This is a genomic window from Mesorhizobium sp. B3-2-1 (genome assembly GCF_006439515.1).
GTDB lineage: Bacteria > Pseudomonadota > Alphaproteobacteria > Rhizobiales > Rhizobiaceae > Mesorhizobium.
Window position 1 is genome coordinate 236,906 of record NZ_VFTI01000001.1, and the last position, 12,322, is coordinate 249,227.

The following is a 12,322-nucleotide window of genomic DNA, read 5'->3' on the forward strand; positions in this document are numbered from 1 at the left end:
CATGTCCCACGACCTCGACAAGGCCTTGACCGGTATTTCCGGCATTCTCGTCACGCCCTACGACACGGACGGGAATGTCGCACCCAAACGCCTTCAGCCGATCATCGACCACGCGTTGCAGGCCGGTGTCCACATCCCCGTCGTCAACGGCAACACGGGCGAGTTTTACGCCCTGACGACAGACGAAGCCTGCACCATGGTGCGTGAGGTGACGGCGATGGTTGCCGGTCGCGCACCGGTGCTGGCCGGCATCGGCCGGTCGATCCGCGACGCCTGCCGCCTCGCCACGGCTTCCGCCAATGCGGGCGCCGCCGCGCTGATGATCCACCAGCCGCCGGATCCCTTCGTTTCTCCGCGCGGAACGGTCGAATACGTCAAGGCGGTCAGCGAGGCTTCCGGCGGCCTTCCGGTCATGCTCTATCTGCGCAACGATGCGATCGGGACCAAGGCGATTGCCGACCTTTGCGCCCTTCCGGGTGTGAGGGGCGTGAAGTGGGCGACGCCGAACCCGATGAAGCTTGCCGAGGCGATAGCGGCCTGCGATCCGTCGATCGTCTGGGTCGGCGGCCTCGCGGAAGTCTGGGCCCCCACCTTCTACGCGGTCGGCGCGCGGGGCTTCACCTCCGGTCTGATCAATCTCTGGCCGGAACGTTCGATCGCGATCCATTCGGCGCTCGAGGCCGGCGACTATGCCACCGCCCGCGAACTGATCGCCGGCATGCGCGCCTTCGAGGAAGTGCGCGCCGAAGAGCTGAACGGAACCAATGTCACCGGCGTCAAGGCCGCTCTCCAGGCGGTCGGCAAGGATTGCGGCCCGACGCGGCCGCCGTCCGCCTGGCCTCTGACCGCCGGCCAGCAGGAAAAGATGCTCGCTTTCCTGAGATCCTCAGGACTCGTCTGAACCCACCCAGAGGAAAGCCCCGTCATGAAATCTGAAACCAGATCCAAACTCATGGGCGTGTCCGTCGCGACGCTGGCGACTGCCCTCTTTAAGCGCGGCCTGCGCAACCAGGTGATCCAGGGCGTCCATCCGGTGGCCTCCAAGGGCCGCAATATGGTCGGCCCTGCCTTCACGCTGCGCTACATGCCTGCCCGGGAGGACCGCAACCAGCTCAGCGAGTTCCGCAATCCGAAGCATCCCCAGCGCGTCGCGATCGAGACCTGTCCCGAAGGCCATGTCATGGTGATCGACAGCCGCAAGGATGCCCGGGCGGCAAGCGCGGGCGACATTCTGATCACCCGGCTCATGATGCGCGGTGGCGCCGGCATCGTGACCGACGGCGGCTTCCGCGACGCCGCAACGATCGGCGCGCTCGACATTCCGGCCTATCACGCCCGCCCCTCAAGCCCGACGAACCTGACGCTGCATGAAGCGATCGAGATCAATGGGCCGATCGGTTGCGGCGATGCGCCGGTCTTTCCCGACGACATCGTCGTCGGCGACGAAGACTGCGTGATCGTCATTCCCGCCCATCTGGCCGAGGAGGTGGCCGACGAAGCGGTGGAAATGTCGGCTTACGAGGATTTTGTGGTCGAGCAGGTGAAGAATGGCCAGACCATCATCGGTCTCTACCCTTGCACGAAGGAGGAACACCAGGCCGCTTTCGCCGAGTGGCGAAAGAGTAACGGCCGATAGACCGTTGCGCTACCGGAGGAGCAGGAAAGCCGTGGCATGAACCTGTCCGTTTAATGGAAGGCGACCCGGATTTGAGAACACATGTGTCAGAAGGAGGAGGGACGCAAATGCAAGCACCGCAGGATCCAACGCGATCACTCCGGTCGCGGCAGGCACGTTTCGCAAGATGTGCTCGTGCGAGAGATGAGAGAAGCCATGAAATCGATTGGTCGCAGAAAGGGATGGCAAGGCGTGCCATTCGGAAATCCGCCAGCCTTCCGGCCGTGCTTTACATGCGCTACTGGTAGCGCTACCAATTCAGATGGAGGACGCGGCAAGACTGCAAGCTGCGTATGTATGGAGTGGACGTCTCCCTCGCAGGCGTCGCATCGCTCGGGAGGGAATCGATGGCATCCGTTGCGATCCGCGATGTCTACAAATCCTTCGGCGCCGCCGAAATTCTCCATGGCGTCGGGATCGATATAGAAGACGGCGAGTTCGTGACGCTGGTCGGCCCGTCGGGCTGTGGGAAGTCGACACTGTTGCGCATGATCGCGGGCCTCGAAGGCATCACGCGCGGCGAGATCGCCATTGGCGGGCGCATTGTCAACACGGTCGCCCCCAAGGAGCGCGACATTGCCATGGTGTTCCAGAATTACGCGCTTTACCCACATATGACGGTGCGCGAGAACATGGCGTTCTCCCTGATGTTGAAGCGTGTCTCGAAGCAGGAGAGCGATGGCAAGGTCGAGCGTGCCGCGGAAATTCTCAACCTCACGCCGCTGCTGTCGCGCTATCCCCGACAGCTTTCGGGCGGGCAGCGGCAGCGCGTGGCCATGGGCCGGGCGATCGTGCGCGACCCGCAGGTCTTTTTGTTTGACGAGCCGCTCTCCAATCTCGATGCCAAACTGCGCGTGCAGATGCGCGCGGAGATCAAGGAACTGCACCAGCGCCTGAAGACCACGACCATCTATGTCACTCACGATCAGATCGAGGCGATGACGATGGCCGACAAGATCGTCGTCATGCATGACGGCAATGTGGAGCAGATCGGGCGACCGCTCGATCTTTATGACCGGCCGGACAATCTTTTCGTGGCGATGTTCATCGGCTCCCCAGCAATGAACATGCTGACAGGCCGCGTTGGCGCCGGCGGCTTCAAAGGCAACGGCGGCGTCGCCATAGATTTGCCGCGGACGCCGCAAAACCTGAATAACGGTCCGGTGGTGCTTGGCATACGGCCCGAGCATCTGCGCCTTTCCGACCACGGCTTCCCCATCACCATTTCGGTCGTCGAACCGACCGGGTCGGAGTTGCAGATCATCGGCCGCGCGCCTGGCGGTGAAGAGATCGTCGCGAATTTCCGTGAACGCCACCCGTTCCAGCCCGGCGAAACCGTCAAGCTTGCCGCCGAGCCGAGCCTGATCCATCTCTTTGACGCAGATACGGGCCGCCGGCTTTGAACATGCCTAGGTCTCAGCCAATCAAAACAGGAGGAAATGGCAATGAGATTTACCAGACGCGACGTGATCCGAACCAGCGCCGGTGCGGCGGCTGCCGGAGCAATCGGCAACCGCCTGCTTGGCGCGCCAGCCTTTGCCCAGGATGCGCCGAAATACACGCCCGAAAAAGGCGCCAAGCTCAGGCTCCTTCGCTGGTCGCCGTTTGTCCAGGGCGATGAGACCGCCTGGCTGGCGCTGACGAAGAAATTCACTGATGCCACCGGTGTCGAGGTGCGCGTCGACAAGGAGAGCTGGGAGGACATTCGTCCCAAGGCGGCGGTCGCGGCCAATGTCGGCTCGGGCCCCGACCTGATGTTCGTCTGGTTCGACGATCCCTTCCAATATCCCGACAAGCTCCTCGATGTAACCGATCTCGGAGATTATCTGGGCAAGAAGTATGGCGGCTGGCACGAGGGCCCGAAGAGCTACGCCACCAAGGACGGCAAGTTCATCGGCTTGCCGCTGGCCACCATAGGCAACGCCATCGTCTACCGCGAGAGCTGGGTCAAGGAGGCCGGTTTCTCCGAGTTCCCGAAAGACACCGACAGCTTCCTCGAATTGTGCAAGGCCGTGCAGGCTAAAGGCCATCCGGCCGGCTTCACCCATGGGCATGGCGTCGGTGACGGCAACAACTACGCTCATTGGCTGTTGTGGAGCCATGGTGGCAAGATGGTCGACGAGAACAGCAAGGTGGTGATCAACAGTCCCGAGACGATGAAGGCGATCGAATATGCTCAGGCGCTCTACAAGACCTTCATCCCCGGCACGGAAAGCTGGCTCGACGTGAACAACAACCGCGCCTTCCTGGCCGGAGAGTTGTCCGTCATCGCCAACGGTATCTCGGCCTATGAAACCGCCAGGATCAACAAGGACAAGGATCCTAAGTTGACTGAAATGGCCAAGGACATCCGCACCGCTAGCTTGCCGATCGGTCCGATCGGCAAGGCGGTGGAGCTTTACCAGGTCACCTCGGCGGTGATCTTCAACTACACGCCCTATCCGAACGCGGCCAAGGCCTATCTGCAGTTCATGTTCGAGGAACCGCAGATGTCGGAATGGATCAAGGGCTCTTCCGGCTATTGCTGCCAAACCTTGAAGGCCTACGACGACAATCCGATCTGGAAGGCCGATCCGAACTATGCGCCCTATGCCAAAGCGTCCGCAACGCTGCGCAACAACGGCTACGCCGGGCCGCTCGGCTACGCTTCGGCCGCCACCATGGCCGACTATGTGCTGGTCGACATGTTCGCCAAGGCGGTGACCGGTCGGGCGACGCCACAGGAGGCAATGGAAGAGGCCGAGAAGCGCGCCAACCGGTATTACCGGGTGTAGTCCGCACGTCTTCTTCCGTTCACGGAAGAAGACGCTTGTATTTTCGGGTCGGCCGCAGCGTGGGTCGAGACGTGCCGCCGAAATGCAGGCGCCCTATGAGGAGAGCGCGGGGCCGTGAGATCCGTGCGCGCCAGCAGTCTTCCCCACGAAGGCGGAAAGACTGCTGGCTCCGGCCACTCGATACCCACCAGAGGAGCTTTTTCATGGCCGTGACAACCGCCGCTGCCCCGCCCCGCCCCTCCTTCTTGTCGCGCATTGCGGAAAGCCGCGGGCTGCTTAGCTTTGGCTTTATGCTGCCGACAGTGGTGCTGCTGCTGGTCTTCCTGACCTATCCGCTGGGGCTCGGCGTCTGGCTCGGCTTCACCGACGCCCGCATCGGCAGGCCAGGCGTATTCATCGGCCTGGAAAATTACGAATATCTCTGGGACGACAGCGTGTTCTGGCTGTCCGTGTTCAACACGCTTCTCTACACGGTGAGCGCGTCGATCCTGAAGTTCGCCCTCGGGCTATGGCTGGCGTTGCTGCTCAACGAGAACCTGCCGTTCAAATCCTTTTTCCGCGCGGTGGTGCTTCTTCCCTGGGTGGTGCCGACGGTGTTGTCGGCGATCGCTTTCTGGTGGATCTACGATTCGCAGTTCTCGATCATCTCCTGGGCTCTCAAGCAGACGGGCCTCATCGATCACAACATCAATTTCCTTGGCGATCCGCAGAACGCCCGCGCTTCGGTGATCGCCGCCAATGTCTGGCGCGGTATTCCCTTCGTCGCCATAACCCTGCTCGCCGGCCTGCAGACGATCCCGCAATCGCTTTACGAAGCCGCCACGCTGGACGGCGCCGGTCGCTGGCAGCTGTTTCGCTATGTCACCCTGCCGCTGCTGACGCCGATCATCGCCATCACCATGACCTTTTCGGTTCTGTTCACCTTTACCGATTTCCAGCTCATCTATGTGCTGACGCGCGGCGGCCCGGTGAACGCCACACATCTCATGGCGACGCTTTCTTTCCAACGCGGCATTTCGGGCGGGCAACTCGGTGAAGGCGCAGCGATCGCGGTAGCGATGATCCCCTTCCTGCTAGGCGCGATCCTGTTCAGCTATTTCGGCCTGCAGCGGCGCAGATGGCAGCAAGGCGGCGGAGATTGAGATGGCTCTAATCAACGCTAAACCGAACCCCGCCGCCGGCGACGACGGTGGCATGACCTATTTGCAAAGCATGCCGCGCCGCGTGGTGACGGTCTACCTTCCGTTGGCGATTTTCGTCATCGTGCTGCTCTTTCCCTTCTACTGGATGACGATCACCGCCATCAAACCCAACGCGGAGATGACAAGCTACGATACATCGAGCCCGTTCTGGGTGGTCCACCCGACGTTGCAGAACATCCGTTACCTGCTGTTCGAGACCTCCTATCCGGGCTGGCTGCTCAACACGACGATCATCTCGGTCGCCGCTACCGTGCTTTCGCTCATCGCCGCGGTGTTGGCTGCCTATGCGATCGAGCGGCTGCGCTTTTCCGGGTCGCGCCAGGTCGGGCTCGCCGTCTTTCTCGCCTACCTAGTGCCGCCGTCCATCCTGTTCATTCCGCTGTCGGTCATGGTCTTCAATCTCGGGCTCTATGACACGCCCTTTGCCCTGATTTTGACTTATCCGACTTTCCTGGTGCCTTTCTGCACCTGGTTGCTGATGGGCTATTTTCGTTCCATTCCCTTCGAACTGGAAGAGTGCGCGCTCATCGATGGCGCCAGCCGCTGGCAGGTGCTGACCAAGATCGTGCTGCCGCTGTCGGTGCCGGGGCTGATCTCCGCCGGTATCTTCGCCTTCACGCTGTCGTGGAACGAGTTCATCTACGCTCTGACCTTCATTCAGTCGTCCGAAAACAAGACCGTGCCGGTGGGCGTGCTGACCGAGCTCGTCCGCTCCGACGTCTACGAATGGGGTTCGCTAATGGCCGGCGCCCTGATCGGGTCGCTGCCGGTGGTGATCCTTTATTCCTTCTTCGTCGAGCACTATGTTTCGTCAATGACCGGGGCGGTCAAAGAGTAGCCCAGCGCAATAGGGCAACTGACAGCAACGGCAATTTCCGGCGTTCCGCCATCGCAGCTGAGTCCACACGATACCCGGTGGCCGAACACGGCGTTAGCAGACGAATTCGCCAAAACTCTTGGCTTCCTTCAGGCGACGCTTCTCGATCGCTGGTGCTCGTCCTTCGCCGATGGCGCGCCTCGCGTCGATGCACTTCTCCCGAGCCCGGGCGAGTGGAATCCCGTCGCGTCCGTACCCTCTCAGACAGATGGTCTCCCGGCGGCCGTTGAGCCTGTAATCCAGGCGAAAGGAGATCGCCCCACTTGGCATAACGCGGACATACATCCCGTCGTGGTCTGCAACTTTGTAGTACCGTCATGAGCCTGATTGGCCGCGACGGTACTTTTGAAAATTCGTGTGAGCAATATGCCGAAGGCCCGTCAGGCAGGCCGCCAAAGCCAAGCTCTGCGTACCGATAGTCACCGAGTGTCGGCGAACGGGTTCATTTTTGTTTTCAACGGCTTGCGTCGTATTACGGCATAGACTCGGCGGCGTTTGTGTAGGCCTGAATCACTCCCACTCGATTGTTCTAGGCCACGGTAACACATTGATCTAACAATTCTGCGCACGACGAAGATCCGTCTCACCGATCCGTCAGAAATTTTCGCTCTTGATTTCAAAGGGAAATTTCGGCGATCCAAAATCCCCTCGGTTCCAGCGACTATCGGCATCGATTGGTCGATTTTCGACGTTCTTTAGCTGTGCCTTCACGATTAGCCCCGTCGGCAAAGAGGCCGTCACGGCTAGCAAGAGCCTCAACGATACACAGAAGGGGGCAGTCTCCGTCGCATGCCTGATCCGTCTCGGACTTACGCCTTGGCGCCGTTCTGAGCCGCCGCGAAGACGTCGCGAGCAGACGTCGTACCCGCTACGTGCTCCGTACCCTCGACTCCGAGGTCCATCCATCCCGCATTCACGGCTTCAAACATTTCTTCGGCAGGCCCGGTGCGGCCCTTCGGGATGCCGAATTGCTCGAACGCTTCCGCCCACCCTGCACGCGGGACTGCAAAGGCTTTCACGTCGAGATTCAGGACTTCACCCAATTGCTCGGCGACCTCATCCGCGCTGACCATCGAACCAAGCTCGACGACGCGCTGCCCTGACCAAGCTGGCTCGGTCAAAAGGGTTGCGACCTCCGCGCCGATGTCGTTCGTCGCGACCATGGTCGATTTCCGGTTTGTCGGATTGTAGTAGACCGGTAGCGTTCCGCCCTGGGCAACCTGCAAACCGTAGAGGAAGTTTTCGAAAAATCCGCCTGCGCGCACAAAGGCGACCGGGGATTTTAGGTTTCGAAAGCCTTGCTCCAGAAGTGACAAGGCCGTGATCATCCCGAGCCCGTTGATTCTGTTAGCACCCATCGATGAAAGCGCAACCACTCGCGGCGGCGCTGCCTTGGTGAGCGCCTCGACATAGTTTGCAATCACGCCCTTTGCCTCTTGGTAATCGGGCGAGGGAGCCCAGACGGCCGGCAACATGACGAACGCGCCTTCGACGCCTTTGAGCGCTTGCTCGATGGCTGCCGAATCAGTCCAGTCGCCATCAACCAGCTCCACGCCCTGGTTCGCCCAGCTTGACGCCTTCTCGCGATTGCGGACCAGTGCGCGTACTTTCTTGCCATGCGCCAACAGATGTTCTGCCGTTGCGCCGCCCACCTTTCCTGTGATTCCCATGACTAAAAACATGTGTTTTCTCCTGATCTTGAGGGACGGAGCCGCCCAGTTGGTTCAACGGACGAGCGGCAGAAGGGACCGGATGCGGGGCGCGCGCAGGTAAAGGCCGCCCCATGTCATCGCACCCAGAAGCAGGGAAATAATTTCCGGCGGCGACCCCAACTCACCAATGCGGACATGTGCGCAGATGGCGCCGCCCAGAAAGCCCGTCACTAGGATCGCGCCGAGGACTGCCGTGGCCGGGATGGCGTAAAGGATGGCGCAGGCGAGTATGATCGGACCCACGACACGGGTCAGGTCCATCGCGAAGCCGGTTTCCTGCAACATGCTCGCGATCTGTGCTGGCGCGAAAAGCTGAATAGTGCCGTCTGCCACCAGAGCGATCACGACAAACGCGCTCATTATCCGGCCGGCCCACAGGGCGCTTTGCAAGGTCATGGTTTCGGGCACCTAACGCAGGTTCATAGTTTGGGACATCGTCGTTCTCCGATGGGTCACGCCACCGGAGCTATTTCCGCAGCATCATGCCGCCGTCGATCTGCAAGACCTGTCCCGTTGTGTACGTATTGACCATTAGGAAGATATAGGCCGATGCCACTTCTTCTGGCGTCCCGAGACGCCCCAGTGGATTGATCTGAGAATAGGAGCGTATCCTGGCATCTATGTCCTCACGTGGCTTTGCGCGCCACAAGGCCGTGTCCATGAACGCCGGGGCGATGACGTTCACACGCACGCGCGGGCCGAGTTCAGAACCCAATCCTTGCGCCATGGCGGCGAGCGCCTCGTTCGCCACGTAGCTCGCCGCCGCCTCCTGCGCCCTAACACCGCTCCCCGAGGTGAACGTCATGCTGCCGCTCTCGCGGACGAGAGGTGCGGCAAAACGGGCGATCAGCAGATTGGTCCAGAACTTCGAATGCAGCACATGCCGCATCGAGTCGAGCGGTGTCTGCAGGAAACCGCCCGCCATGGTGTCGCCGATCATCGAGACAAGATGATCGAATTCTGGCAGGGCCGCGATGAAGCTCTCAAGGGCAGCGTGATCATGGGCATCACCCCCGATGGTCTGAACGTCGCCGCCGAGTTTTGACGCCGCATTCGAGAGCTTCATCGGATCCCGGCCGATGATGACCAGCGAAGCTCCTTGCGCCTGAGCTTGGCGGGCAATCGCCAAACCGATACCGGAGCTGCCGCCAATTACGACGACCTTTTTACCCTCAAGTAAAAGTGGCATGGCACAGTTCACTCCTTTGAAGCGAGCGCGGTCACCATTTCGATCGCGGGAATAACGGCGGTGCGGGTGGGTCAGACGGCCGGCTTGAGCTTGCCGGGTACCGTCCATTCTGCGCCCTTCATGAAGCTGTCATTGGGCGTCTGCGCGAGATGGTTCGTGTAGTTTGAGATGAGCTTGGTCGCTGCGAGCACGAGAACATCGAGCACGGCGCGGTTGTCATAGCCCCCAGCCTTCAGGGCTTCGACGTCGGCCTCGCTGACCGCGCCGCGCTGGCGCGTGACCTTGGCGGCGAATTGGCGCAGCGCCTCGAGCTTGGCATCGGCAATCGGCCGGCTCTCGCGGACCGCCGCGATCGCCTCGGGAGCTACCTTCGCCATCCGCGACAGGTTGGTGTGGCCCGCCATGCAGTAGGTGCACTCGTTCTCGTAGATGATGGCGAGATAGGCGATGTGGCGTTCCTGCGCGGTGAAGCTGGTCTTTTCGGCGATGCCCCAAAGGGTGTTGTAGGCCTCAAGCGCGGCCGGGCTCTCGGCCAGGACGCGGTGCAGATTGGGTACGAAGCCCCAGGCCTTCTGGACGCAGTTCAGGATCTCCGCCGAGGCTTCAGGAGCGGTCGCCGTCTCGTGAAGCTTGAAACCGTTAATCATGATCTCTCTCCTTGTTCTAAAGCTGCGTTCTAAGGAGAAGTATTGCTCATTCCGCAATCGGTGAGCAGATAGCATGGAGAAATACTTTCTATTCTGAATTGGAATATGGGCAGTGACGCGACTCCCGGTGCCGAGACATTGTCAGTAGTACGGCCAAGGATTTAATGCTTAAGACGAGGAATTCTTTGATGGCAGGTTCGCCAGGATCAGCACGAACACGCAGGACAGCGGACAAGACCGTGATCATGACCGGCGCACTCCGATGCAGCGCAGTGCCCAGAGCGCGCCGGTGAGGCGGTTGCCAGGGGCAACGTCGATCAGTGACAGCACGATCGCCGATGACAAAGGTAGCGGGCGCCGAAATTCCATAACGCCCCGCGACAACGCAGGCGTCGTACAGCACGGGAAGGTCCTGGCCGAGCCGCTCCTCGGCATGACGGCAGACGAGATCGCCAGAAGTACCCCGCCCTCCGTTCCAATCTGCCCGCGCAGTTTGACAGGGCCGCGAGCTGAATGTCGACATCGCGTAGTTGCATACAGGCCAAGAAGGAGAAGCATGACCGGCTCCTTCTGAAGCTCAGCCGTCAGAGAAACGGGCTGTCCGCCATGGGTGGTGAGCGTGAAATCTGGCGCGCGATCGCCAGCGCGCACGCACGGCGCGCCGCTGATCTTTTTTGTCTCCGCGTATCCATAGCCACTCCGGCTCTGCCGGAAGAGAAAATAGCCATTCCAGGATATGTGTGGCAGAAAGCCCCATGGCTATATGATCTATTCCAATGAGGCATGCGCATGGACCGGCTGTCGGCGATGGAAGCATTCGTGCTGGTGATCGATTCCGGCTCCTTCTCGGCCGCGGCGCGCCGTCTCAATGTTGGACAACCGGCGGTCTCGAAATCGGTCGCGCAGCTGGAGGACCGGCTCGGCGTCAAGTTGCTTCTTCGCTCGCCGCGCGGTCTGGCGCCGACCGAGGCCGGGCTCAATTTCTATGAACGGGCACGGCGCTCGATCGAGGAGGCAGAGGAGGCAGAGCTGGCGGCGCGCGGCGCCGGGCGCGGCCTCACCGGCAAGCTCAGAATCTGCGCCGCGGTCACTTTCGCGCGCATCCATCTGATTCCGCGTTTACCGGAATTCTTGGCACGCCATCCAGATCTTGAGATGGAGGTTGTGCTGGACGACCGGAATATCGACCTCGTGCAAGAGGGAATCGACGTGGCTTTACGCATGGGGCGGCTCGCCGACACGGCGCTGACCGCCCGCCGCATTGCCACAACTCGACATGCCGTGATCGGCACCGCCGCGTATTTCGCGCGGGCCGGCGAGCCTCGGTCACCCGGCGAACTGATTGCGCATGAGGCGGTGATCTACAGCCAGCGTGGCGGCGGCACGGTCTGGACCTTTCATCGCGACGGGGCAGAAGTGGCGGTCACGGTCAAAGGCCGGCTGCACGTTACGGCCGCCGAGGGGGTGCGCGCAGCCGTGCTGGCGGACGCCAGCATCGCCATCGCCTCGGATTGGATGTTCGCGCCCGAACTGACGGCTGGGACGGTCAAGGCGGTGCTCCAGGACTGGGACTTGCCATCAATGGATCTGTGGGCCGTCTATCCCACGGGGCGGGCGGCGACGACCAAGGCGCGCACGTTTATCGCCTTCGTCGAGGAGGTGATGCGACAGCCAGCGAGCTCGGGGAGCGCTGCATAGCTTCAACGATAGCCATGCACCGGGTTAAGCGGCCTCGGAGTATTCCTGATTGGAATGCACAATATCACCAAGCCGCGGCTACGCCGTTGATCTGGAATGGACGAAAGGACTGGAACACACCGAACGCCATGCGCTTGAAGACACGCTTCACGCAGGGTGTGGCGCAGTGGAGTCAGCCTTCGAGGTCGAGGACAGAGGGTCTCAATGTCCCTTCAATCAAACCGCGGCCAAGTGGCGCCAGCGGGCAGCTCGGAGGCTCGGCGCTAGCTGGTTTATTTCCTATTTGTGGCGCACAACGCCGACCCATCGGCCGTCAAAAAATCACACTTTTGATTTTGGAGGGAAAATCGTTGCAAAAAATATTTGAGGTTTCACCGACTATCGGGACCAATCGGAAGATTTCTCACATTTTGCTGCGTTCGATAGCGTGCCCCATGGTCTTGAAAAGTACCGTCACCGCCCACCCAAGTAGCGCATTTTTTGTTCCAGAATCAGCGCTTCGCGATAGACCGGCGGGCACGACCCGCATCACGATGCCAACTGTTGAA

General features: G+C 61.0%; 11 protein-coding genes and 1 pseudogene. 7 read left to right on the plus strand and 5 right to left on the minus strand.

Annotated features, from left to right (window positions below):
- Position 1: 1 nt before the first annotated feature.
- The 6 genes from FJW08_RS01165 (at position 2) to FJW08_RS01190 (ending at position 6,489) form a co-directional block, all read left to right on the plus strand.
- On the plus strand, positions 2–901 hold the full coding sequence (locus tag FJW08_RS01165; protein ID WP_140808236.1) for a dihydrodipicolinate synthase family protein: 900 nt from the start codon (positions 2–4) through the stop codon (positions 899–901).
- A gap of 24 nt (positions 902–925) precedes the next feature.
- Positions 926–1,636: a ribonuclease activity regulator RraA gene (locus FJW08_RS01170; protein WP_140808238.1), complete on the plus strand. Its 711-nt coding sequence runs from the start codon at positions 926–928 to the stop codon at positions 1,634–1,636.
- A 386-nt stretch (positions 1,637–2,022) separates the two neighbouring features.
- The gene (gene ugpC / locus FJW08_RS01175) at positions 2,023–3,078 is read left to right on the plus strand and encodes a sn-glycerol-3-phosphate ABC transporter ATP-binding protein UgpC (protein ID WP_140808240.1); all 1,056 of its coding nucleotides are present in this window, start codon (positions 2,023–2,025) and stop codon (positions 3,076–3,078) included.
- Positions 3,079–3,120: 42 nt separating this feature from the next.
- Entirely contained in the window at positions 3,121–4,449 is a 1,329-nt protein-coding gene (locus tag FJW08_RS01180; RefSeq protein WP_140808242.1) for an ABC transporter substrate-binding protein, read from the plus strand.
- Positions 4,450–4,652: 203 nt separating this feature from the next.
- A complete protein-coding gene (locus tag FJW08_RS01185) occupies positions 4,653–5,591 on the plus strand; it encodes a sugar ABC transporter permease (protein WP_140808244.1) in 939 nt (312 codons plus the stop codon).
- Position 5,592: 1 nt separating this feature from the next.
- Positions 5,593–6,489 (plus strand): carbohydrate ABC transporter permease, encoded by an 897-nt coding sequence (locus tag FJW08_RS01190; protein ID WP_140808246.1) that lies wholly within the window; start codon positions 5,593–5,595, stop codon positions 6,487–6,489.
- Between the two features lie 102 nt (positions 6,490–6,591).
- On the opposite strand, the pseudogene FJW08_RS01195 reads toward FJW08_RS01190, so the two are convergent.
- From FJW08_RS01195 to FJW08_RS01215, 5 genes and pseudogenes are all read right to left on the minus strand, one after another.
- Positions 6,592–6,843, minus strand: a pseudogene (locus FJW08_RS01195) (Arm DNA-binding domain-containing protein); the annotation flags it as partial.
- Positions 6,844–7,337: 494 nt separating this feature from the next.
- Positions 7,338–8,210: an NmrA family NAD(P)-binding protein gene (locus tag FJW08_RS01200; protein WP_140756885.1), complete on the minus strand. Its 873-nt coding sequence runs from the start codon at positions 8,208–8,210 to the stop codon at positions 7,338–7,340.
- A 42-nt stretch (positions 8,211–8,252) separates the two neighbouring features.
- Positions 8,253–8,636, minus strand: coding sequence for a DoxX family protein (locus tag FJW08_RS01205; protein ID WP_140756883.1), 384 nt, complete (start codon positions 8,634–8,636; stop codon positions 8,253–8,255).
- 70 nt (positions 8,637–8,706) lie between these two features.
- Positions 8,707–9,537, minus strand: coding sequence for an SDR family oxidoreductase (locus FJW08_RS01210; RefSeq protein WP_210241168.1), 831 nt, complete (start codon positions 9,535–9,537; stop codon positions 8,707–8,709).
- Positions 9,501–10,076 carry a carboxymuconolactone decarboxylase family protein gene (locus FJW08_RS01215; RefSeq protein ID WP_210241169.1) on the minus strand — a complete coding sequence of 192 codons (576 nt, stop codon included), beginning with the start codon at positions 10,074–10,076 and terminating at the stop codon, positions 9,501–9,503. Before FJW08_RS01215 ends, FJW08_RS01210 begins: the two co-directional genes overlap by 37 nt.
- 789 nt (positions 10,077–10,865) lie before the next feature.
- Between FJW08_RS01215 and FJW08_RS01225 the strand changes: the two genes are divergently transcribed.
- Entirely contained in the window at positions 10,866–11,774 is a 909-nt protein-coding gene (locus tag FJW08_RS01225; RefSeq protein WP_140756877.1) for a LysR family transcriptional regulator, read from the plus strand.
- Positions 11,775–12,322: the final 548 nt, after the last annotated feature.

Excerpts from the sequence above, each read along its gene's own strand:
- FJW08_RS01165 (WP_140808236.1), top strand. The coding sequence starts at position 2 with ATGTCCCACGACCTCGACAAGGCCTTGACCGGTATTTCCGGCATTCTC.
- FJW08_RS01170 (WP_140808238.1), top strand. The coding sequence starts at position 926 with ATGAAATCTGAAACCAGATCCAAACTCATGGGCGTGTCCGTCGCGACG.
- ugpC (WP_140808240.1), top strand. The coding sequence starts at position 2,023 with ATGGCATCCGTTGCGATCCGCGATGTCTACAAATCCTTCGGCGCCGCC.
- FJW08_RS01180 (WP_140808242.1), top strand. The coding sequence starts at position 3,121 with ATGAGATTTACCAGACGCGACGTGATCCGAACCAGCGCCGGTGCGGCG.
- FJW08_RS01185 (WP_140808244.1), top strand. The coding sequence starts at position 4,653 with ATGGCCGTGACAACCGCCGCTGCCCCGCCCCGCCCCTCCTTCTTGTCG.
- FJW08_RS01190 (WP_140808246.1), top strand. The coding sequence starts at position 5,593 with ATGGCTCTAATCAACGCTAAACCGAACCCCGCCGCCGGCGACGACGGT.
- FJW08_RS01200 (WP_140756885.1), bottom strand. The coding sequence starts at position 8,210 with ATGTTTTTAGTCATGGGAATCACAGGAAAGGTGGGCGGCGCAACGGCA.
- FJW08_RS01205 (WP_140756883.1), bottom strand. The coding sequence starts at position 8,636 with ATGACCTTGCAAAGCGCCCTGTGGGCCGGCCGGATAATGAGCGCGTTT.
- FJW08_RS01210 (WP_210241168.1), bottom strand. The coding sequence starts at position 9,537 with ATGGACGGTACCCGGCAAGCTCAAGCCGGCCGTCTGACCCACCCGCAC.
- FJW08_RS01215 (WP_210241169.1), bottom strand. The coding sequence starts at position 10,076 with ATGATTAACGGTTTCAAGCTTCACGAGACGGCGACCGCTCCTGAAGCC.
- FJW08_RS01225 (WP_140756877.1), top strand. The coding sequence starts at position 10,866 with ATGGACCGGCTGTCGGCGATGGAAGCATTCGTGCTGGTGATCGATTCC.